The organism is Legionella cardiaca (assembly GCF_029026145.1).
GTDB lineage: Bacteria > Pseudomonadota > Gammaproteobacteria > Legionellales > Legionellaceae > Tatlockia > Tatlockia cardiaca.
Map to the genome: position 1 here is coordinate 1,627,846 of NZ_CP119078.1, position 22,465 is coordinate 1,650,310.

Genomic DNA, 22,465 nt, shown 5'->3' on the forward strand with positions numbered 1-22,465 from the left:
ACAATGTTATATCACATTAATACATTATTATGAAATCACACCCACATAAACAACACTCTATTCATCATCTAATGCATGCCATTAGCTTAATTAAAAATGAAGACGAAGCATTTGCCTTTTTTACCGATCTCTGTACGCCAGCAGAAATCGAAGCAATGGCCGATCGTTGGGAAGTCGTTCCTTTACTACAAAAAAATATTCCTTATCGCACTATTCACGAACAGACTGGTGTGAGTGTAACAACCATTACTCGCGTGGCTCGCTGCCTGACTTTTGGAAGTGGTGGTTATCAATTAATTGCTGATCGTATGGAGTCGTCGTGAAAAAACGTTTGCGTATTGCTTTACAAAAAAAAGGCCGCTTGGCCCAAGAATCTCTTAGCTTGTTACAACGTTGTGGATTGAAATTTCGTCTTAAAGAAAACGCTTTACTGACACATGTTGAGAATTTTCCCATTGATTTGCTTTTTGTGCGTGATGATGACATTCCTACGCTAATTTTTGATGGACTATGTGATGGTGGTATTGTCGGCGAAAATGTGTTGTTTGAAGCAGCGCTTGCTTCAATTAAACAAAACTATGAAATTGTTTTGCCGTTAGGTAACTGTCGCTGCCGACTCTCAATTGCAATTCCCGAATCGTTTGATTATCAAGGCCCAGGTAGTCTTGAAGGAAAACGCATAGCAACAAGCTACCCCTATTTACTCAATCAATATTTAGAAAAACATAAAATACGTGCTGAAAGTCTTATCCTTTCAGGTTCAGTTGAGGTGGCTCCCAGAATGGGAATGGCTGATGTTATTTGTGATTTAGTCTCGAGTGGTCAAACTTTAGAAGACAATAAACTTATTGAAGTCGACACCGTTTTAACTAGTCAGGCAACATTTATACGTACGAGTGAACCTCTGGATTTATCCTTTCAGGAGTTATTGACTAAGTTAAAACGACGTATTCAAGCAGTACAACAAGCACAAGAGAGAAAATATATTCTTTTTCATGCTCCTAAAAATGCATTGGAAAGAATTTGTGAGCGTCTCCCTGGTGCCGAGTCTCCCACGATTCTCCCTTTATCAGCAAATCCTGAGAAAGTAGCCGTTCATGTTGTTTCCAGTGAAGGAATCTTCTGGAATACCTTAGAAACTATTCAATCTTTAGGTGCCAGCTCTATTTTGGTATTACCGATTGAAAAAATGTTGGAGTGAAATTGAATGTTACCCATTAATACCTGGCAAACACTTTCCACTGAAGAAAAGAAACAACTCTTGTCAAGACCGCAATATAATAATTGCTTCAAAAAACAAGTCGAGGACATTATCGCAACAGTCAAAACACGAGGTGATGCGGGATTGTATGCGTTGACTCGCGATTTTGATGGAGTCGATTTAAACGCATTACAAGTTTCATCTACAGTCATCAAACAGGCTGAAGTTAGTCCTAAAGCAATGCGGGCGCTCACTACAGCCATAGAAACCATTACCACCTATCATCAAAATACAATGCCTCAATCGCAATCGTTAAGCACGGTTGAAGGCGTAACCATTTCTCGCGTTTATAAACCCATTACTAAAGTCGGCTTATACGTTCCAGGAGGTAACAAAACCCCGTTGGTATCGTCATTGCTCATGCAAGCAATTCCAGCAATGATTGCAGGTTGCCCTATTAGAATTTTATGTACACCTCCCAATCGCGGTGGACAAATCGATCCTCATCTCTTGGTTGCTGCTCGCTTATGCAACATTGAAACGATTTATCAGGTTGGTGGTGCACAGGCAGTTGCTGCAATGGCTTATGGTACGGAATCTATACCCAAGGTAGATAAAATATTTGGCCCAGGCAATAGCTTTGTTACCGAAGCAAAAACACAAGTTTCAACTGATCCATTAGGGGCTGCAATTGATATGCCTGCTGGCCCTTCTGAAGTGATGATCGTTGCTGACAATAAGGCAAATCCCGTATTTGTCGCTGCCGATCTTCTTGCTCAAGCAGAACATGGTGTCGATTCTCAAGTAATTTTACTTTGCGAAGCCGAGCAATTTGCAAAGCAAGTACAAACAGCAATCACGCAGCAATTTGATAGTTTATCCAGACAAACTATCATTCGTCAGGCACTTGAACATAGCGCCATAGTAGTATGCCCCAATTTAGAGGCCCAAATAGATATTATTAATGATTACGCGCCAGAGCACTTAATTATTAATCGAAACGATGCCGTAGAATGGTTGCCTAATATTATGGCTGCCGGAACCATTTTCTTAGGGCCGTGGGCAGCTGAAACACTCGGTGATTATGTCACCGGTAGTAATCATGTCTTGCCAACGAATGGTTATGCTCGAAACCACAGTGGACTTGGTACCATAGATTTTTTAAAGGCCTTCAGTATCCAGGATATCACGGTACAAGGCATAAGCACATTAAGTGATGCAGCGCAGAGTCTTGCCATAATCGAGGGATTAGATGCCCATGCGAATGCAGTCAACGTTCGAATGAACTTCTTGGCAGAAGTACAAGGTGCAACGTTGGCAGAACACTCAATTCTGAATGATGTTTCTATTGACTAACCATTAGGAGGTTTTTCAAATGTCTGCTTTAAATTTAATTCGCCCCGATTTACTCGATATTCAACCTTATGTGCCCACAGGCGATGAATTGAATTATCGTCTGCATGCGAATGAATTACCCTGGTCTGCTGCATCCTTAAACAATGTCTCTTTAAACCACTACCCGAATAGTCGTGATCTTCAGCCATTGCAAATGCTGCTAACAGAATATTTTCAGGTTAACAGCGAAAACATGGTAATTACTCGAGGTAGTGATGATGGAATTGATTTGATCATGCGGGTTTTTCTGCGTGCTGGCGTGGATAGTATTTTACAATGCCCACCGACATTTCCTATGTATAGCTTTTACGCACGTCTCCAACAGGCCAGTGTTATTAACTGCCCATTAGAAATTGATAACAATTTCTATCTTTCTCCTGAAAAACTGCTCTCAGCCTGGCAAGAAAATTGTAAGCTTATTATGCTTTGCCGTCCTAATAACCCTACAGGAAATTTTATTGAATTGACCACGATTGAGCAGCTATGTGATTATTTTACAAATAAAGCCGTAATCGTTGTTGATGAGGCCTATATTGATTTCGCAAAAGGAGAAAGTGCCACAACATTGCTATCGTCATTTGACAATCTAATTATCCTTCGCACTTTATCCAAAGCTTACGGTCTGGCAGGATTACGCCTTGGCGCAGTAATCGCACAACCACAAGTAATTAATGCCTTACGAAATGCAATGCCACCTTATACTTTATCAAGTGCAGTCCTCTCACTGGCAAAAAATGCTTTAGCCAATAAAGAATGGTTTTCAGCTCGTATCCAGCAAATTCTCAATGCTCGCGCTAAATTAATCGAACAATTACAGCAATTGAATTGGATAGAAACCATTTACCCAAGCAACGCCAATTTTCTTTTGGTAAAAAGTCCTTATGCGCAATCTATAGCCCAATGGTTAGCAAAGCATGATATTGCTATACGACATTTTTCCTTACCACCCTTAGAACACATGATGCGTATTACCGTTGGCGATGAACAACAAAATCAGCGATTGTTAACCGCCCTAAATTCTTTTAAGCCCTAATAGGACAGCGTCATGCAAAAAGTTTTATTTATCGATAGAGATGGTACTTTAGTTGAAGAACCTCAAGATTATCAGGTTGATAACCTTGAAAAAATTAAGTTATGTAAAGACGTTATTCCAAGTTTGTTGGCTTTACAGAAAGCAGGATTTAGACTTGTCATGGTCAGCAATCAAGATGGTCTTGGTTCAAGCAGTTTTCCCAAAGATTCTTTTCAAAATTGCCATGACTTTATTCTCCACTTATTTGCATCTCAAGGGATTTATTTTAACGATATTTTTATTTGTCCCCATACAGAAATGGATAACTGTGGATGTCGCAAGCCCAAAACTGGTTTATTGCAAAATTTTTTACAAGAAACCATGATTGATCGCACTCACTCCTGGGTAATTGGTGATAGAGATACAGATAGAGAGCTTGCTAATAACATTGGTGTTTCTTTTCTCCCTGTTTCTAGTGAACATAATTGGCAAAAAATTGCCGAAACCATTTTGTTTCGCAAACGATCAACAATGATTAGTCGCAATACTAAAGAAACAGCGATTGAGGTTGTACTATCACTCGATAAAGAAGCCCCTACGATTATTAACACCCCCATTGCTTTTTTTAGCCACATGTTAGAACAGGTAGCCAAACATGGTGGTTTTAGCCTGCAAATACAAGCAAAGGGTGATGTCGAGGTCGATGAACATCACCTCATAGAAGACACTGCTTTAGCGCTTGGTGAGGCCTTCAAGAAAGCATTGGCCGATAAATGGGGAATTGCTCGCTATGGCTTTACCTTACCTATGGACGAGTCCTTGGCGACTCTTGCTATTGATCTTTGTGGTCGAAGCTATTGTGTTTTTGAAGGACAATTTACACGTGAGTTCGTAGGCGGTATGGCCACCGAGATGGTCCCCCATTTCTTTCACTCTTTTGCAACTAGTCTTGGCGCCACTATCCACGTCACTGTCAAAGGCCAAAACCACCATCATATGATTGAGGCCTGTTTTAAAGCATTAGGACGAGCACTACGCCAAGCCTGCATGCAATGCGATAGCGACCTACCATCAACCAAGGGGGCCTTATGATTGCTGTTATCGATGTCGCTGGGAATAATTTAACTTCTCTAACGAATGCCATCAAAAATCTGGGTTATAACTATCTATTGACTCATGATCCAGAAAAGATAAAAAAAGCAAGCCACGTGATTTTACCAGGTGTGGGTGCTGCAGCAACAGGCATGGATGCATTAGCACGTTACCAGCTTATTGATGTTCTGTCTGAACTGTCACAGCCATTATTAGGTATTTGCTTGGGAATGCAGCTACTCATGGAATATAGCGATGAAGATAACATTAGTTGCTTAAATCTTATACCTGGTCAGATCAAACGCTTAGCCCCACAACCTAGTCAACCCGTTCCACATATGGGTTGGAATAAACTCATTTGGCAAAAAGAATCACCTCTAGCCAAGGGGTTGGCGGCAAAAGATTACGTTTATTTTGTCCATAGCTATGCCCTATTGGCAACAGAACATGCCTTAGCCAGTTGCCAATACAGCCAGGAATTTACCGCCATTGTCCAGTATCAAAATTTTTATGGCATGCAATTTCATCCCGAAAAATCAGCGGCAATAGGACTTAAATTACTTAATAATTTTTTGCAGTTGGAGGAAGCATGTTAATTATCCCAGCCATCGATTTAAAGCAAGGGCAATGTGTTCGTTTGCGCCAAGGTCAATTTGATAAAGTTTCTATTTATAAAAATTCACCAGCAATTCTTGCTCGGTATTATGCCGATAAAGGAGCCCAACGTTTGCACGTTGTCGATCTGGACGGTGCACAAACAGGAGAAATTCAACAGCTGTCATTAATTAAAACACTGAAAGCCAGTGGTTTAACATTACAATTAGGCGGTGGTATTCGTAGCCTTGCCTCAGCAAGAGCCGCCCTTGAGGCAGGAGCATCCAAACTTGTTATTGGCAGTATAGCTGTAACTAATCCTGATTTAACCTCACAAATTATTAGCGAAATTCAGGCTAAAAATATTGTTTTAGCCCTGGATGTTCATATTGAAAATAATATCCCCAAACCTGCTATTCATGGCTGGCAAACAACAACAAAAAATAATTTGTGGGAAGCCGTGAGTTATTATCAATTACTTGGAATTCGCGAAATTCTATGTACTGATATTGCTTGCGATGGAATGATGAGCGGCCCAAATTTTAATTTGTATACTCAGGCAGTGGAGCGTTTTCCTCAAATTGCCTGGCAAGCTTCTGGTGGTATTCGTCATGAAAAAGATTTACAAAAGCTCGCTTCTCTGGGGCTGTCAGCAGCCATTTTAGGTCGAATGCTCTATGAGACAGATTTTGATCTGGCCGCTTATTTAGGGAGAGAAAATTATGTTGGCTAAACGAATTATACCCTGTCTCGATGTCCGTGATAACCAAGTGGTTAAAGGCGTTCAATTTCGCAATCACCGCATAGTAGGTGACATACTTCCTTTAGCAGAAATGTACTCAAATCAGGGAGCAGACGAATTAGTATTTTATGACATTACTGCCAGCAGTGACGGTCGATCGGTCTGTCTTGAATGGATAAACCAGGTAGCGGCAAAAATAAATATTCCTTTTACTGTTGCAGGAGGAATTCGTAACCTTGATACGGCCAAAGCCCTTTTATACGCTGGAGCTGACAAACTATCGATTAACAGTCCTGCTCTTGAGACCCCTAATCTCATTGATCAACTAAGTGGTATTTTTGGTAGCCAATGTGTCGTTATTGGTATTGATAGTCAATGGATAGACAATGATTTTTACGTCTATCAATACACTGGTGATGAAAGCAAAAGCAAAAACTCGCGTCGTAAAACGCTAGATTGGGTTAGAGAAGTGCAAGATCGCGGTGCAGGAGAAATTGTACTTAATTGTATGCAAGCAGATGGCGTACGCAAGGGTTATGATATAGAACAATTACAACAGATTCGCTCAATAACCTCTGTTCCACTAATTGCCTCCGGAGGGGCTGGAGAGCTTAAAGATTTTGTTGAAGTGTTTCAAAAAGCACAAGTAGACGGAGCATTGGCTGCCAGTGTTTTTCACAATCAAATTCTTAGCATTAACGACGTTAAAATTGCACTAGCTGAGAATGCAATTGAGGTTAGATTATGAATAGTAATGATATTAACAAACTCGACTGGCAAAAAATGAAGGGCCTTTTGCCTGCAATTGTTCAAGACAGTAATACTGGCAGCGTGCTCATGTTAGGTTATATGAATGAAGAAGCCTTGGTAGTCAGTTTGGAAACAAAACAACTCACTTTTTTCAGTCGCAGTAAACAACGTTTGTGGCGTAAAGGTGAAACGTCCGGCAACACAATGACTGTAGAGTCAATTACTGCAGACTGTGATGGAGACAGTTTATTAATACAAGTTCAACCAGCAGGAGCTGCATGCCATTTGGGTTTTAATACCTGTTTTCAACCAGCGTCGGGATTAAAACTAACTTTTTTAGCTGATTTGATTGAGATTATTAATGAGAGAGCCAATTCCCAATCGACGACAAGTTATACAAGTCAATTGTTGGCTGCAGGTATTAATCGCTGTGCACAAAAAGTTGGTGAAGAGGCTGTTGAAACAGTGATTGCCGCTGTTAGTAAGAATCGCGAAGAACTGATTAATGAATCAGCCGATTTACTTTTTCATTTACTGGTTTTATTAAAAATTAGTGAGGTAGGATTTTATGATCTATTAGGCTGTTTACGAGAACGGCATCAAAAATAATCATTAGGAAATTTTTGTCATCTTTTACATTAAAGATGACAAAAGCAATATAATAATCAGACAATAGCTAATAAAACAGCTGTCAGATAGTTACCCTCTGGAAAAACCGGCAAAGTAGGATGACAACTCGCTGGACCGAAAACACCTAAAACACGCGCATTTTTTCCTACTGCTGCGGCCTGATTACTTACCAAAGCAGTGAACTCTAGCGTTGATAATGCTGAAGAGCAATTACACGTCATTAATAAGGAACCTGAACGCATCGTTTTAAAGATTTCGCGGTGGAGAAAACGATAATAATTTTTTGCACGCTGTAAATGTTGCTGGGATGGAACTAACTTTGGCGGATCTAAAATAATTAAATCGTAATCGGCAGCATGAGCCAAATAGTCGCGCGCATCAGCCTGAATAAATTCAATTGTTTTAATGTCGTTTATCTCAGCATTATGCTTAGCTTGCAAAATAGCCTGCGCAGAACTATCTACCGCCGTAACTCTAATTGCCCCAGCCTTTGCTGCATGGAGAGCAAACCCTCCTACATAGCAATAAAGATCCAAAACACGCTTTCCTTTCGCTAAATTGGCAATGCGCTGATGGTTCTCGCGTTGATCAAGAAATAATCCTGTTTTTTGTGCCTGTGAAAAATCGATTTGATAAATTATTCCTTCTTCGAGTACTTCTGTATTTGCTGTTATCAACTCATCTGATATTTGTTTCCAACCGTCTTGAGCTAGAGGTTTCTGTTGTGCAAGCCAAACAACTTGGTCTGGTAATTGTTCATTAATACATTTAATAATGGCATCTTTATTTGCCTCAACCCAAAATGCAGAACTAGCTACCACCGTCATTTGATTAAAACGATCAATTGTAAGTCCTGATAATCCATCAGCTTCACTATTGAATAAACGATAAGCGTTTGTTCGCTCATTGGGAAGATTTAAATTTTTTCGAATGGCTAAGGCTTGCATCAAACGATGCTTTGCAATTGTGCTAATTGAACTCTTGTCGATATTTTCCCAGGCAAGTGCCAACACTCTTACCCTATAGAGAGAATGTTCATTATAAACACCCACCCCAAGTTGCTCACCTTCTGAGCTAAAAATATCGACTAATTGGCCAGTTATTAACTTACCGCTGGTTTTAATAATTGCCTTTGGGAAAATCCATGGATGCCCTCTTTTTATGGTGTTTTCTTTTGCTTTATGTAAATAAACAATTGCGTTCATAAACTATTTCCCAAATGCTAAAAGTCGGCTAATCTACACTACTGTCCTTCGTAGCTGCAAGGTGATTTACGATGTTTAAGATTTTTATCCGCTTATTTATAATAAGCCTAACAGGTTTATTTTTTGTTTTTTCTAATACAGTAACTGCTGGTCCCTGGTTTACTGGTCCTCTATTAGCACCGGCTGGACATACCATTCCTCGAGGACACTCAAACCTTGAAATTTATGGCTTTTATACGATTAACGAAGGTATTTATACACGAAATTGGAAATTAATTCATACTCCTCATAGTGAAAGCATCGTAGGCAATCCTATTTTTAGTCATGGCTTAACAAATAAACTCGATGTGCAATATGGCCTTCCTTATGTTTACAATAAAAATCAAGGAGCAAGTGCGCAAGGGATTGGTGACACTTCTGTTACATTAGGCTATCAATTACTCGAACAACGAGATTCGAAATGGCGACCTGATCTTCGTGTAACTGTCCAGGAAATCATTCCAACGGGCCGTTTTAAGTCTTTAAATCCTCTTAATAATGGTACTGATGCAACGGGACTGGGTAGCTACCAAACAGGAGTCGCCCTGAATTTCCAACACTTAAAACCTATTGGCGAACATTATTTACGTACTCGTTTGAGCTTGAACTATTTACACCCAAGCATTGTTAATATTCGCGGTTTCAGCAGCTATGGGGGAACACGTGATACAGTAGGAAATATTGACCCTGGTGCTTTATTTACTGCGGATTTAGCTGCTGAATTTACACTAACCCAAAAATGGGTGGCAGTAATGGAGAGTTATTACGCATCACGCGGCGCAACTGAATTTAATGGTTTTATAGGCAATAATGCACAAGGACTGCCAGCTTCCATCGGCCATGGGGATATTGAAGAAATCACCTTATCTCCTGCGGTTGAATACAATTTTTCTCCCAATGTTGGTGTGATTGCTGGTCCGTGGTTTACCGTAACTGGGCGTGAAACAACACAGTTTATATCCTATGTAGTCGCTTTAAACGCTTATTGGTAATGAAACTGTCATGCGCCACCTGACATATATTGAGGTATCAATCTCGTAACTTAACTTGAGCATACATTACTTTAATAGATGGTTACCCACCTGCGAAATGACAGTTTTTTTTAGTTATCAACTGAAGATAAAGTAAGCAAAATGTCAGATACGTTTATTGTAAGAATGGTTGATAAACTTTTGTATTTCTCAGCAACACAAGGTTGCCGAGAAATTTGGTTTGTTAATAACTATAGGGACATCGAGTCGCTTGAGGTTTATCCTGCGGTACTTTAGACAGGCCTCTACTGAGTTGTTCTAAAACAGGTGCGGCATATGCATGAAGAATATCTTCCTGCATCGCTTTTTTGTTATTGAACACCATCTCACCCACTAGATTATTACATAGCTCTTTACTCAAGTACTCAATAATCATTAATCCTGTTGCTTGCCCCATCAATTGAGGTGGCATTTCTGCATAAAAAACAGGATGGTCGATAGGCGTGTCTTTGAAGTAATGTTGAAAATATTGGACCTCAATCATGCCTTTCCTAGGCCCTTGAGTACCAACCACAGCAGCACGAGACTCCGCTTTAATCAACACTCCTTCTAACTCCCAACCCAATAGAATCGCATGCATGCTATGCAATTGCATGGCAGTTACATACTGACTAATTTTTTGGAGCAAAGATTTTTGCTGATGGTGCAGGTTAACAACTAACTGCTGAAGCGATTGTTCTGTTTGCAATTGTTGCAACAGTAACGTTGTCAACTGCCTACCAAGAGCCAATGGCTCTTGCTCCAATTCCAACTCCCATTTTTGGAGCTCCTTAAGCTCCTCAATCATTCCTTGCAAATGAGATTGAATGTCGTCATTCAAAATGGCGTCCTTCTTTTGCATATCATTCAGTATTAAAAGAGTTGTTGAAATGTGCAAAATCGTTTTAAGGTAATTGTAAGCTACACTTTTAGCAGCGCTAGATTGGCTTGTAACTTGTAAATAATCACCATCGCTACCCTTCTTCCATAATGAAAGTTCTCCTTGCAATAAAATTATAATGTAGTTTTCTTTCAAACTCTTTCTCGCATATTGCGCATGAATAGTGTGAAAGCGGCTATTAGCTTTATCGCAGGATTTACTTAAATAGTGCTGTGGTAGTACGTGAGAAACGGAATGGAATAAGCGATATCGATGTGGATGTCGTGAGGAGGTGAGCTGTTCTTTTGGTTCACTATCTAAAAAGATACCCCCGATCCTCACCTTGAAATGCATTGTTGTGTCCATGAGAGGAGGTGGTGAGTTGTTTAGAATCTTCTAACTGCTCTATAATTTCATTTTTAGCTAACATAGTTTTCTCCTGGTTAAATTTTCAGAATACACTGTAAAATTTTTCACATCATTTTGTCAATAACATAAACAATCTGTTTTTTATCAATCTACCATAACTGACAACTTGGGAATTTTAATTTTTAGGAATCGCCGAGCTTAGCGAAACATGCTAGCATCCATTTTTTTATACTGAGGATTACCATGTGGTTTAACAACGCTCTTATTTACTATTTTGAATTTAAAGACGCCGTGGATTTGACAGCGGCATTAGCTGAAGAAACATTAAAACCATGCCCACCACATGCTCGCTTTATTTATGGTTGGCTGCCAGCTTATGCCGATGAACTTGTGCAGGAAGTAGCAGGATGTTCCCTCATTTGTTTAGGTAAAGAAGAACGAATTTTACCACGAGGTGTTATAAAACGTTTATTGACTGAACGGATTCAGGCGTTAGAGACACAGCAGCAACGCACTGTAAAACGTGCAGAGCGAGCACAACTTGCCGAAGATCTGGAGTTCGAATTATTACCCAAATCATTCTGCGTCCAAAAGCAAATGTTTGCCTTACTCGACACGATGAGTAATCGTTTAATAGTCAACGCTGCAAGTAATAATCAAGCTTCACAATTGACCTCCCTCTTACGAAAATCAATTCCAGGCATCCAGATTGAGCCTTTGGCTCATCAGGAAAATTTGGCAATGCGTTTTGCACAATGGATTAGTAATCCATCAATGCTTCCGGCTTCATTTCAATTAGCATCCGATTGCCTCTTATTTTCATTAGATGATGAAAAGAAACGCGTGAATTGCAAAGGCTACGAGTTACCTGCAGACGAAATTTTAACGTTGCTATCTCAAGGTTTGGCTGCAGCTGAAATCTCTCTAATCTGGAATGAACGTATTCAATTTACTTTAACCCATGATCTTACCTTTAAACGTTTAAAAAGCCTGGATTATTTAATTGATGAATTTGATGAAATACGTCAACTAGAGGAAGAATATCAGCAAAAAGACGCCGCACTCACTTTGTTGGGTGGAGAATTACGAGCGTTGGTTAATGACTTATTGGCTGGATTGAATACACATCCACAAGTGGAAGCACAAGAAGCTTTATTAGAAGAATCCCCAGCTTAATAGATACTACCTGAGAACTATGAAAAAACAGCGGTTAAGACCGCTGTTTTTTCACATTTGAATATCGCTTTACAACCTAGATTACAATATTTGGAGGTTGTTTGTGATAAGTAGCTTGATATACAGCTAGTGCATCAGCAGCCGCCTTGTCTAATCCAAGTGTTTTATTTGCATAATAAATAATTGCTAACGCTTCTTGAGCACTTGGGGCTTGAGGGTAGTTTTTTACCAAAAAGCTGGCTCTCTCGGCAGCAGCGACATACATTCTTCGTTGATAATAATACTTCGATGTATTCAATTCACGCTGAGCAAACATATTTCTTAAATAAATCATTCGTTGCAAAGCGTTTGCTTTATAACGACTCTCGGGGAATCTTTGCACTAGTGTTGCAAAATCTGAATAGGCTTGAGCTTGAGTGCCAGGATCGCGCCAAGACTCATCCAAAGGAAGCTTATTAGAAAACGCTCCTCGAGGTTGCTGGAAATTGGCCAGCCCTTTCATATAATATGCATAATCAACGTTCTTAGAACGTGGATAAAGATGAATAAAGCGCTCTGAGGTAGCTGCTGCAGAAGCGAAATCATCCTTTTTATAGTATGCGTAGATTAAATCCATTTGTGCTTTCTCAGCGTAATCACTGAAAGGATACATGGATTCCATTGCTTCCAAACGCTTAACCGCACTCTCATATTGTTCTTTCGACATTGCGGTTTCAGCCTCGGTTAACAACTGCTTTGCTGTCATTCCTTGATAAGGATTATAGTCATCATCATCTTTACCCCACCATTTTGCACAAGCAGTTAAGGATAAAAATAGACCTATAAGAAGCAGTGCTTGAACTCGTTTCATATAAATACACCTATAATCATGAACGCTATCATTAAAACCCTATGAATTATTTCCTATTGCTTAGGCAAAATCATTTCAACAAATGATTTCAATTGCAATGGTCCTAATTACGAATGGGCACATTATACCCATCCTTTATAATTTTGCGAGACGTAAGCGTTACTAAATAAAATTAAAAAGATCATTTAAAAATCATTTGCATTACAACGAGGGTTGATATATATTGCTGCCCTATCGGAGAGGTGGCTGAGCGGTCGAAAGCGGCGGTCTTGAAAACCGTTGAAGGGCAACCTTCCCAGGGTTCGAATCCCTGCCTCTCCGCCAAACCTCAATCTCATCACACCCTCACTTTTTTTTCCGGCTAACTATTCAAGCTTGAGCATTATTTAGTAATTCAATACCACCATTTCGCTACACATCGAGATGATATGGTTATGTATCGGCATTATACCCAGACAATAGGATTATTGCAGTGGAGGATTTTCTATTGGAAGAGAAGAAGATTCCGCCGTCATCAAAAAAACACTCCTAATAACGGCAAGATCAAAACAAGTTTATTAAAAATCAGCACTGGATTTAACAATATTATCGATTGCCATTAAACTTTCTAACAAAGGCTTCATTTTCTCAAGTGGCCAGCTGTTAGGACCATCACTCAACGCCTTATCAGGATCAGGATGGGTTTCCATAAAAATGCCAGAAATTCCCGCAGCAACTGCAGCTCTTGCTAATACAGGAACAAATTCTCTTTGTCCGCCAGAGACTCCATTATTACCTCCAGGTAATTGCACGGAATGCGTGGCGTCATAAACAACAGGGCATCCCGTTTCACGCATAATTTGTAAAGAACGCATATCAGAGACTAAATTATTATAACCAAAACTTACCCCACGCTCGCATACCATGATTTGCTCATTATCACAGGCTTTGGCTTTAGCGACCACATGCTTCATTTCCCAAGGTGCTAAAAATTGGCCTTTTTTAATATTTACTGGCTTATTCATTGCGGCAACTTTTTGAATAAAGTTAGTTTGTCGACACAAAAATGCTGGCGTTTGCAGTACATCAACCACACTGGCAACTTCTAATAAAGGCGTATCCTCATGCACGTCCGTTAAAACAGGAACACCGACCTGCTCCTTTACTTTTTCTAGAATCATTAATCCTTTTTCAAATCCTGGGCCCCTGTAACTAGTAAGTGAGGAACGATTTGCCTTATCAAAAGAAGATTTATAAATAAAAGGCAATTTAAGTTGGACACACAATTCTTTGAGGTAGCCAGCTGTTTCTAAAGCAAGTGCTTCACTTTCGATGACGCAAGGTCCTGCTATTAAAAACAAGGGGGAAGTAATCCCTACTTCAAAACCGCATAACTTCATACACTCTCCTTTTGTTGATGATTTTTGCGAGCTGCAATCACAAATTGCTCAAATAGGGGATGGCCGTCGCGAGGTGTAGAGGTAAATTCCGGGTGGAACTGGCACGCAACGAACCATGGATGATCTTGCAGCTCAATCATTTCAACCAAATTACCATCTGCTGAGCGTCCAGAAATAATTAAACCATGCTGTATTAAGGACTCCAGGAATTGATTATTAACTTCATAACGGTGACGATGGCGCTCTATGATCTGTGGTTTTTTATATATTTTATAAGCTAATGAGCTTGAATCTAGATGACATAGCTGTGCCCCCAGCCGCATTGTGCCACCTAAATCCGAATTTTCATCGCGCAAATTAATCTTGCCATCGGATTCCATCCATTCGCTGATTAAACCTATAACTGGATAAGGTGTTGTTTTATCAAACTCAGTCGAATTGGCTCCTGTCAGTCCACTAACATTGCGAGCAAACTCTATTACTGCCGTTTGCATACCTAAACAAATACCCAGGAAAGGAACTTTTTCTTCGCGAGCATATTGAATAGCTTTAATTTTACCTTCAATACCCCGCTCACCAAATCCACCAGGAATTAAAAGTGCATCAATGGTAGTTAGTAATTCTACGCCATGTTTTTCAATGAGCTCGGCATCAATATATACAATTTCAACCTTTGTTTGTGTGTGAATACCCGCATGAATTAATGCTTCATTAATCGACTTATACGCATCGTTTAACTCGGTATATTTACCCACCATACCAACTTTGACTGTCAAAGTTTGAATGGCTTGTGCATCCACTACTTTTTGCCACTCACTCAAATCCGCAGGTCTTACCTCTAAAGCCATTTTTCTTACTACAATTTCATCCAAACCTTGTTCATGGAGAATCATTGGAATTTGATAAATGCTCTTAGCATCCTGTAGAGAGATTACCCCCTCTTTTTCCACGTTAGTAAATAAAGCAATCTTGGCCCTGTCACTTAAAGAGAGCGGTTTCTCAGAACGACAAATTAAAATATCAGGCTGAATACCAATAGAACGCAATTCTTTTACTGAATGTTGAGTGGGTTTTGTTTTCGTTTCACCGGAAGTTGGAATATAAGGAACCAATGTTAAGTGAATAAATAAAGCTCGTTGGGCTCCTAACTCAATACGCATCTGTCGAATTGCTTCCAGAAATGGAAGTGATTCTATATCCCCAACAGTTCCACCAATTTCAATCATGGCAACATCAAATCCATCAGCGCCTTGTTTTATGGAGCGTTTGATTTCATTAGTAATATGAGGAATAACCTGCACAGTACCACCAAGATAGTCACCCCGACGTTCCTTTTTAATAACTGTCTCGTAGATTTTACCCGATGTGAAATTATTGCGCTTGGTCATTGTAGAGCGTACAAAACGCTCATAATGCCCCAGGTCGAGATCAGTTTCTGCACCATCGTGGGTTACAAATACTTCCCCATGTTGAAAGGGGCTCATTGTGCCTGGATCAACATTAATATATGGATCGAGCTTAATAAGAGTGACACTTAAACCGCGTGCTTCAAGAATTGCTGCCAGAGAAGCTGAGGCAATGCCTTTTCCAAGTGAAGAGACTACCCCGCCAGTGATGAAAATATAATTTGTCATGATGACCCCGTTTGGAATGCTAACAACCCGTATGGGCGCATAAATAAAATTGCATATAAACGGGGTTTTATTTTATCAAAAGAAGAGCAGAATTAATATATAATTTCCAAAATCATTTGTTTTTTCTTACCTTGCTCTTCAGATTTATAATGTGATATTGCATGCGCAGAACTTATTTTTGCCATGCTTTACTGTGATAGATGTTCCATTTCGTGAGTAATCTGATACATTTCAATAGCGCAATCTGCTGCATCCCGGCCTTTATGCCCATGTGATCCACCGAGGCGCTCCCACGCTTGCTCTTCATTCTCCGTTGTTAATACACCGAAAATTACCGGGAGATTATAATCTAAGGCCACGCGCTGTGTGCCATAACTCACTTGCTCACAAACATAATCGTAGTGGCTGGTATCTCCCCTTATAACAGCACCCAAGGTTATAATGACTTTGACTTGATTAGTCATGGCAAGGCGTTTGGCAATTAAAGGAATTTCAACAGCTCCCGGCACCTCAACCACCGTAATATCCTGTGGTTTAAATCCACGTTCTTTTAAACGAGCAATTGCTCCTTGTTGTAGCTCATCCGTCACCGCTTGATTAAAACGGCTAACTACAATAGCAATAGGAAAAGAATTAATTACTTCATCAGAATTAGCAGTTATACGTTTCATAATGAACCTCTAATCAATAGTTAACAGATGACCCAGTTTTTGCTTTTTAGTTTTTAGATAGTCACGATTTTCATGAGTAGGACTTATCATTAGAGGAATACGTTCGCTAACTTTGACGCCGTATTTTTCTATGGCTTCAACCTTCTTTGGGTTATTGGTTAATAGTCGAACCACATCCACCCCAAAATGTTTTAACATCTGAAATGCCACAGCATATTCGCGCTTATCCGCTGGAAAACCCAACTTTATATTCGCATCAACCGTATCATAACCTTGCTCCTGTAAAGCATAAGCTTTTAATTTATTAGCTAAACCAATCCCACGACCTTCCTGACGTAAATAAACAAGAATCCCTCCCTCTTCTGCGATCATCTGCAGGGATTCTTGCAGCTGGGCACCGCAATCACATTTACAAGAACCAAATACATCACCGGTAATGCATTCCGAATGGATGCGAACAAGAGGAACCTGATTAGCAATTTTTGGAGGTCTCACTAAAGCAAAATGCTCATGAGAATCGATAGCATTGGTAAAAGCAGTCATGGCAAAATCACCATGCTTATGTAAAGGAAGTCTTGTTGTAGCGATTTCTTCCACCAACTTTTCATGACGGATTCGATAGTCAATTAAATCTTTGATGGTTACCATTGGAATATTATGTTCTTTTGAGAAACGAGCCAGATCATCACGACGACTCATCGTGCCATTGTCATTAATAATTTCACAAATAACCGCAGCAGGCGTAAGTCCTGCAAGAATAGCTAAATCCACACTTCCTTCGGTTTGTCCAGCGCGTTCCAATACACCACGTGGTTTAGCACTTAATGGGAAAACATGTCCTGGAGAAACAATATCATCTGGACCGGTTGCTGGATCAATCGCTACTTGGATGGTGTGTGCTCTATCTTTTGCCGAAATACCCGTTGAAACACCATTAGCAGCTTCAATTGAAACCGTAAATGCCGTTTTGTAGGGCGAACGATTATGACTAGCCATTAACGGCAACTGTAATTTCTTAATTAACGTTTCTGCCATCGGCAAGCAGATAAGTCCACGGCCAAATCGAGCCATAAAATTAATGACATCTGCAGTAACATACTGCGCTGCGATTACTAAATCACCTTCGTTTTCACGATCTTCATCATCTAATAAGATAATCATGCGACCAGCTTTTAATGTTTCAATCGCTTGCTCAATGGTTGCAAAAGGACTTGTCATACTTCAACCTCTTTTTTTAATTGTCCCGCAATCTTGAGCTGATGAGCTACGATTCGAGTCAAATAATCAAATTCTACATTCATTCTTTGGCCAATTTTTATTTTACCAAGATTAGTTTTTACCAAAGTATGTGGAACCAACATTAATTTAATATTTTCTGCACATACCTCATTAATGGTAAGACTCACTCCATCTAACGTAATGCTACCCTTCGGCAAAAGATACATGCTAGCACAAACTGCAAAATCACCTACTGTTATTTCTAAATAATCTCCCACCGGCCTCATTGCCGTTAAACATGCCGTAGTATCAACGTGCCCGCTAACGTAATGACCACCAAAACGAGCGGAAGCCGACATTGCTCGCTCAAGATTAACTAAATCTCTATTTTGCAATTGATCTAGCGTAGTTACAGCAAGTGTTTCAGGAGATACATCAAAGGCAAGATACTCGTCATGCTCTGGCAACAAAGTTAAACAAACACCATTTACAGCAATGCTTTCACCGGTTTGTAACTGCTTAAACGAAGATTTAATGAGTAAGCGATTAGCAACTTCGCCTTGGATATTAGCAATAATCTCCCCTTGCTCTTCAATTAATCCTGTGAACATGAATCCTCCAGCTGCCAATCAAGTCGAGCGATTATATTGTCTGCTTTTATATCCCATGAAACCATTTTTCGTTGAGTAAAGATTGCATCGCTGTGAAAAGCTGGTGTGGCATTATCGCCTAAAACCTCTGGTACTAGATAAAGATAAGTGCGCTGTACCAGGTTTTCCCGATGTAATGTTGAAAATAATGCTCCGCCTCCTTCAACCCAGACATCGTGATAGCCAAGTTTTCCTAAATCAGCCAATACCGCAGCTAAATCAAGCATACCATTTTTAGTTGGAACCGCATGATAACTGCAATTTGGGAAAGGAGCTTCAACAATACGACTTTCTTCATGGTAGATATGACAATGTGTCGCGCTGGTAAATACCCTAGCAGCAGGACCTAGGGATAATCGCCTATCCAGGATTGCTAAGGGTTTACCCTGCGTTTTGTCTTTTAAGCGAACATTCAACAAAGGATCATCATTAAGAATAGTTTTTGCTGTTGTCAGAATAACATCAGCGTGCAAACGATTTTGATGAGTAAATTCAGTACAGTAATTATTTGATAATTGATAACGCTTACCATTTACCCCAGCAATTTTCCCATCTAAAGACTGTGCTATTTTTACTGTCACCCATGGTTTTTTTGTCAATATCCAATAACGATAGCTCTGATAAAAATTGTCAATCTCTGTCAAAGGGAAATGCAAGACATCGATACCCGCTGCCTGCAAGAGTTCTGGCGTATTATTAGCAGCCACTACTGGATTAGGATCGCGAAAACCGTAAATAACTCGTGAAACCTTATGACGAATAATTGCTGAAACACAAGGAGGGGTTCTCCCCCAATGATTACAAGGTTCTAAAGTAACATAAAGAGTAAGATCGTTTAGGTTTTCTGGAATTTGCTCTAATACCAATTGCTCCGCATGCGCACTCCCTGCCCCGTGATGCCAGGCACGAGCTATAATGTTGCCATTGTGCACTACAACGGCACCAACACTGGGGTTTGGCGCACAAGTACCCCGTCCGAGCCAGGCTTGTTCAAGGGCAGCCAGCATAAAGTAGTTGTGCATAGTTAAATCAATAATGAAAAATCCGAATATGTTAGCAAATTATTCAATTTTTGAGTAGTCCATATTAGGCGTGACCATGGCAAAAATAAACCGTCGAGGAGTCCCAAAGGAATCTAACCGGGTAAATAACTACCACTCCCAGGTAACTGAATCGCATTCGCATAAAATAAACGTCATTCGAGTGTAGAGGAATCTCTGAGGGAGTCTAATACAGAAATAGGGTATACTAGCAGGTTGTTGTGTATTAAAGTAATCAATATTACGCGCCTTTTAACAATTGAGTAGGCTTATGAACCTATTGCAATCTTTCAAACGACAAGTTTTTTTTAAGCCCACAGGCTGGATAATAACTATCTTTTTGTTTTTGCAAAGTTTGTGCTGCAATACGTTTGCACTTTCCCCCTATTCAACACGAGAACTTGAAGAGTTAGAAAAAGAGTTTATTCAGCTCATTAACCAATCAGATAGTATTGAGCGAAATCCTTTGGCCAGTCAATATATTAATCATCTAGGTCAAAAACTTGCCCGCCTTGCGCGTATTCCGACGCCCTATTTTTTTATTGTTAAATCCAATGAAATCAATGCTTTTGCAGGCCCAGGCGGTTATATAGGCATCAACACCCAATTAATTTTAGCTACCGCAAATGAGAGTGAATTAGCTGCTGTAATGGCGCATGAAATTGCTCACGTTCGTCTGCATCATCTTTATCAGATGATTCAACATGAAAAGCAAATGCGCATTCCCATGCTAGCATCCTTGTTGGCTTCTGCAGCGCTCGGCGTAATTAATCCTACCTTAGCCAGCGGAGCATTAATGGCTTCATTAAGTGGTTTCGCACAAGATAATATTAATTTTACCCGTGCTAACGAAAAAGAAGCTGATCGTATTGGCATTGATATGTTAATAAAGGCTGGTTTTGATGCTCGTGGCATGGCTAATTTTTTTAAAAAAATGCAGGAAAACTCTCGGTATTACTATACAGCTAATATTCCAGCAATTTTACGAACTCACCCACTTGATGAGGATAGGATTGCCGAGGCAGAAAATCGCAGTCCTCGCCATGCAACAAAAACAGCGCCAGAATCACTTAATTATCGTTTATTTAAAGAACTAATTCGCGTTTCTGTTGCCAATAATGGCAAGCAATTACTTGATTATTACCAACATCAATGTCAAAAGAAAAATAGCGATACAGCCTGCCAATATGGCTATGTTCTAGCGCTACTTAGTCTTAATCAATCACAGCAAGCCGAAACGCGTCTTGAGCCCCTGCTTAATCAAGATCAGGATAACCTATTTTACCAAATTGCGATGGCACAAGCTGAAACAGGAAATAAGCAATTTGCTGCTGCATTAAAAAGACTTAGTAACTTACAGGCCAACTACCCTGAGAATTATGCAGCGCTCATGGCTCATGCTCAAGGCTTACTTGCTGCTGGCAACGCTGAGAAGGCCGCAAGTGTTTTATTAAAAGGCTCAAGACAATTTAAACAAGATCTTCCTTTATGCGAAGCCTTGGCTCAGGCTCAATCAGCCTCTCGCCATAAAGATTATGCCTATTTTACTGAAGCAAAATGCCAACTGTTACAAGGGCGTAAACGAGATGCAATGCGGCAATTAAAGCAAGCCAAACTACTAGCCAAAAATGATCATTATCTTCAAGCAAGAATCACGGCAATGATGGATGAGATAAAGTTTCTGATTGAAGATTAATACACTACAATCTTAGAAACACCGTACTGAGGAGCCAGATACACTTTAGCATTTGCATATAGACTATAAACTGGCAATCACGTCTATTGAATTCCAAACCAACCTCCCGTATCTCCGCCAGCCCAGCACTCTATCTCTTTACAACTCGCAATTTTTTGCGAGCATAATTGTTTAAAGCTGTCTGCGGCACTGATGTCTCTATTAACATAGCCCTCTGGTTGACAGATGCGGTCGAGATACTGTCCCTTAACCCGAATTTGTCCCATAACATAAATCGATGGAGCAACAGGATATACTCCTTTAAAATGAGAATAACAAGCAATGTAACATCCCGGAGCATCCGTGTAACTATTATCTGTCGGTAATGCAGCAGGTATAGCGCCAGGATAAGGATGATTAATTACGCCATTGTTCTCGAGAATATAAACTGGAAACGGTGAAGGTAATAACATTTTATTTGGATTCATACTAGTTGATGAGACATCTTGTTGATTATTTGAAGAAGCATAAGAAATAACAGAAAAGCACATGAAAAAGAGCATGATAATTTTCATGATTACTCCATTAAGATAGTGCTTTTGTTAGTATAGACTTTTATAGAATAAATTTTTAATCTTATTCCCTAGTATTATTTTTATCCAGTATTAGAAGGCATATATTCAAAATGGCAAATGAATCTGAATTAATTATCAAACAAACCCAAACGTGGCTTCATTCATTTGTTGTTAAATTTAACTTGTGTCCATTTGCCAGAAGAGAAATTAATAGAAGGAGCTTGCGAATAACCGTCAGCCGCACACAAAAAATTGAGAAAGCTATTAAAGACTTTCTTCATGAAATAATTTTACTCGATCGCCAACAAAAAATTGAAACAACGCTATTAATTTTCTCTTATTTATTTGAAGATTTTTCAGATTATTTGGATTTCATCAATCTATGTGAAGAAATTTTACGAAAAAAGAATTATGAAGGTAGCTATCAAATAGCTAGTTTTCACCCTGATTACTGCTTTGCGGATGAAGCGCCAACCGATGTTTCTAATTATACTAATCGCTCCCCATACCCCATGATTCACCTGCTTCGTGAGGAAAGTCTTGAAAAAGCGATTCAATTATATGGTGAAACAACAATTATTCCCGCAAACAATATCAAAACCTTACAAAAACTTGGATTAGAGGAAATAAAAAAAATTCTTTTACATTGCAAACTATCTAACTGAAATAGTTAGATAG

Annotated in this window: 23 protein-coding genes and 1 tRNA gene; 14 read left to right on the forward strand and 10 right to left on the reverse strand. The window is 39.6% G+C overall.

Going from position 1 to position 22,465, the window contains the following annotated elements:
• Positions 1-29 precede the first annotated feature (29 nt).
• Genes PXX05_RS07045 through hisIE form a run of 9 tightly spaced genes read left to right on the forward strand, consistent with a single transcriptional unit; the run spans position 30 to position 7,395 of the window.
• Complete coding sequence (locus PXX05_RS07045) at positions 30-323, forward strand: YerC/YecD family TrpR-related protein (RefSeq protein ID WP_275090356.1); 294 nt, start codon at positions 30-32, stop codon at positions 321-323.
• Positions 320-1,201, forward strand: coding sequence for an ATP phosphoribosyltransferase (gene hisG / locus PXX05_RS07050; protein ID WP_275090357.1), 882 nt, complete (start codon positions 320-322; stop codon positions 1,199-1,201). Before PXX05_RS07045 ends, hisG begins: the two co-directional genes overlap by 4 nt.
• Positions 1,202-1,207: 6 nt before the next feature.
• Positions 1,208-2,557, forward strand: a complete 1,350-nt coding sequence (gene hisD / locus PXX05_RS07055) for a histidinol dehydrogenase (RefSeq protein WP_275090358.1) — start codon at positions 1,208-1,210, stop codon at positions 2,555-2,557.
• 19 nt (positions 2,558-2,576) lie between these two features.
• Positions 2,577-3,629, forward strand: coding sequence for a histidinol-phosphate transaminase (gene hisC / locus PXX05_RS07060; RefSeq protein WP_275090359.1), 1,053 nt, complete (start codon positions 2,577-2,579; stop codon positions 3,627-3,629).
• Positions 3,630-3,641: 12 nt separating this feature from the next.
• Positions 3,642-4,700 (forward strand): bifunctional histidinol-phosphatase/imidazoleglycerol-phosphate dehydratase HisB, encoded by a 1,059-nt coding sequence (gene hisB, locus PXX05_RS07065; RefSeq protein WP_275090360.1) that lies wholly within the window; start codon positions 3,642-3,644, stop codon positions 4,698-4,700.
• Entirely contained in the window at positions 4,697-5,296 is a 600-nt protein-coding gene (gene hisH, locus PXX05_RS07070) for an imidazole glycerol phosphate synthase subunit HisH (protein WP_275090361.1), read from the forward strand. The genes hisB and hisH overlap by 4 nt, the downstream gene beginning before the upstream one ends.
• Positions 5,290-6,027, forward strand: a complete 738-nt coding sequence (gene hisA, locus PXX05_RS07075; protein ID WP_275090362.1) for a 1-(5-phosphoribosyl)-5-[(5-phosphoribosylamino)methylideneamino]imidazole-4-carboxamide isomerase — start codon at positions 5,290-5,292, stop codon at positions 6,025-6,027. The genes hisH and hisA overlap by 7 nt, the downstream gene beginning before the upstream one ends.
• Positions 6,017-6,784 (forward strand): imidazole glycerol phosphate synthase subunit HisF, encoded by a 768-nt coding sequence (hisF, locus tag PXX05_RS07080; RefSeq protein WP_275090363.1) that lies wholly within the window; start codon positions 6,017-6,019, stop codon positions 6,782-6,784. Before hisA ends, hisF begins: the two co-directional genes overlap by 11 nt.
• Positions 6,781-7,395: a bifunctional phosphoribosyl-AMP cyclohydrolase/phosphoribosyl-ATP diphosphatase HisIE gene (hisIE, locus tag PXX05_RS07085; protein WP_275090364.1), complete on the forward strand. Its 615-nt coding sequence runs from the start codon at positions 6,781-6,783 to the stop codon at positions 7,393-7,395. The genes hisF and hisIE overlap by 4 nt, the downstream gene beginning before the upstream one ends.
• 56 nt (positions 7,396-7,451) lie before the next feature.
• On the opposite strand, the gene PXX05_RS07090 is transcribed toward hisIE, so the two are convergent.
• Positions 7,452-8,621, reverse strand: a complete 1,170-nt coding sequence (locus PXX05_RS07090) for a class I SAM-dependent rRNA methyltransferase (protein WP_275090365.1) — start codon at positions 8,619-8,621, stop codon at positions 7,452-7,454.
• 71 nt (positions 8,622-8,692) lie between these two features.
• Here PXX05_RS07090 and PXX05_RS07095 point away from each other — a divergent pair, with 71 nt between their 5' ends.
• Positions 8,693-9,652 carry a transporter gene (locus PXX05_RS07095; protein WP_275090366.1) on the forward strand — a complete coding sequence of 320 codons (960 nt, stop codon included), beginning with the start codon at positions 8,693-8,695 and terminating at the stop codon, positions 9,650-9,652.
• 223 nt (positions 9,653-9,875) lie between these two features.
• On the opposite strand, the gene PXX05_RS07100 is transcribed toward PXX05_RS07095, so the two are convergent.
• On the reverse strand, positions 9,876-10,904 hold the full coding sequence (locus PXX05_RS07100) for a hypothetical protein (RefSeq protein WP_275090367.1): 1,029 nt from the start codon (positions 10,902-10,904) through the stop codon (positions 9,876-9,878).
• Between the two features lie 258 nt (positions 10,905-11,162).
• Here PXX05_RS07100 and PXX05_RS07105 point away from each other — a divergent pair, with 258 nt between their 5' ends.
• Positions 11,163-12,095: a recombination-associated protein RdgC gene (locus tag PXX05_RS07105; protein WP_275090368.1), complete on the forward strand. Its 933-nt coding sequence runs from the start codon at positions 11,163-11,165 to the stop codon at positions 12,093-12,095.
• 76 nt (positions 12,096-12,171) lie between these two features.
• Here PXX05_RS07105 and PXX05_RS07110 read toward each other — a convergent pair whose 3' ends face one another.
• Positions 12,172-12,945, reverse strand: a complete 774-nt coding sequence (locus PXX05_RS07110; protein WP_275090369.1) for an outer membrane protein assembly factor BamD — start codon at positions 12,943-12,945, stop codon at positions 12,172-12,174.
• Positions 12,946-13,181: 236 nt separating this feature from the next.
• Here PXX05_RS07110 and PXX05_RS07115 point away from each other — a divergent pair.
• Positions 13,182-13,269: transfer RNA gene (locus PXX05_RS07115), tRNA-Ser, on the forward strand.
• Between the two features lie 233 nt (positions 13,270-13,502).
• Here the strand turns inward: PXX05_RS07115 and kdsA are convergent.
• From kdsA to ribD, 6 genes are all read right to left on the reverse strand, one after another.
• Positions 13,503-14,324 carry a 3-deoxy-8-phosphooctulonate synthase gene (gene kdsA / locus PXX05_RS07120; protein WP_275090370.1) on the reverse strand — a complete coding sequence of 274 codons (822 nt, stop codon included), beginning with the start codon at positions 14,322-14,324 and terminating at the stop codon, positions 13,503-13,505.
• A complete protein-coding gene (locus PXX05_RS07125; RefSeq protein WP_275090371.1) occupies positions 14,321-15,958 on the reverse strand; it encodes a CTP synthase in 1,638 nt (545 codons plus the stop codon). Before PXX05_RS07125 ends, kdsA begins: the two co-directional genes overlap by 4 nt.
• Positions 15,959-16,146: 188 nt before the next feature.
• A complete protein-coding gene (gene ribH, locus PXX05_RS07130) occupies positions 16,147-16,629 on the reverse strand; it encodes a 6,7-dimethyl-8-ribityllumazine synthase (RefSeq protein ID WP_275090372.1) in 483 nt (160 codons plus the stop codon).
• Positions 16,630-16,638: 9 nt separating this feature from the next.
• On the reverse strand, positions 16,639-17,847 hold the full coding sequence (gene ribA, locus PXX05_RS07135; protein ID WP_275090373.1) for a GTP cyclohydrolase II: 1,209 nt from the start codon (positions 17,845-17,847) through the stop codon (positions 16,639-16,641).
• On the reverse strand, positions 17,844-18,458 hold the full coding sequence (locus tag PXX05_RS07140; protein WP_275090374.1) for a riboflavin synthase: 615 nt from the start codon (positions 18,456-18,458) through the stop codon (positions 17,844-17,846). The genes ribA and PXX05_RS07140 overlap by 4 nt, the downstream gene beginning before the upstream one ends.
• Positions 18,443-19,519 carry a bifunctional diaminohydroxyphosphoribosylaminopyrimidine deaminase/5-amino-6-(5-phosphoribosylamino)uracil reductase RibD gene (gene ribD, locus PXX05_RS07145; protein WP_275090375.1) on the reverse strand — a complete coding sequence of 359 codons (1,077 nt, stop codon included), beginning with the start codon at positions 19,517-19,519 and terminating at the stop codon, positions 18,443-18,445. The genes PXX05_RS07140 and ribD overlap by 16 nt, the downstream gene beginning before the upstream one ends.
• 289 nt (positions 19,520-19,808) lie before the next feature.
• Between ribD and PXX05_RS07150 the strand changes: the two genes are divergently transcribed.
• Positions 19,809-21,233: a M48 family metalloprotease gene (locus PXX05_RS07150; protein ID WP_275090376.1), complete on the forward strand. Its 1,425-nt coding sequence runs from the start codon at positions 19,809-19,811 to the stop codon at positions 21,231-21,233.
• Positions 21,234-21,316: 83 nt separating this feature from the next.
• On the opposite strand, the gene PXX05_RS07155 is transcribed toward PXX05_RS07150, so the two are convergent.
• Positions 21,317-21,787: a hypothetical protein gene (locus PXX05_RS07155; RefSeq protein ID WP_275090377.1), complete on the reverse strand. Its 471-nt coding sequence runs from the start codon at positions 21,785-21,787 to the stop codon at positions 21,317-21,319.
• Between the two features lie 110 nt (positions 21,788-21,897).
• Between PXX05_RS07155 and PXX05_RS07160 the strand changes: the two genes are divergently transcribed.
• Positions 21,898-22,452 carry a DUF1415 domain-containing protein gene (locus PXX05_RS07160; RefSeq protein WP_275090378.1) on the forward strand — a complete coding sequence of 185 codons (555 nt, stop codon included), beginning with the start codon at positions 21,898-21,900 and terminating at the stop codon, positions 22,450-22,452.
• The last annotated feature ends 13 nt before the right edge of the window (positions 22,453-22,465 follow it).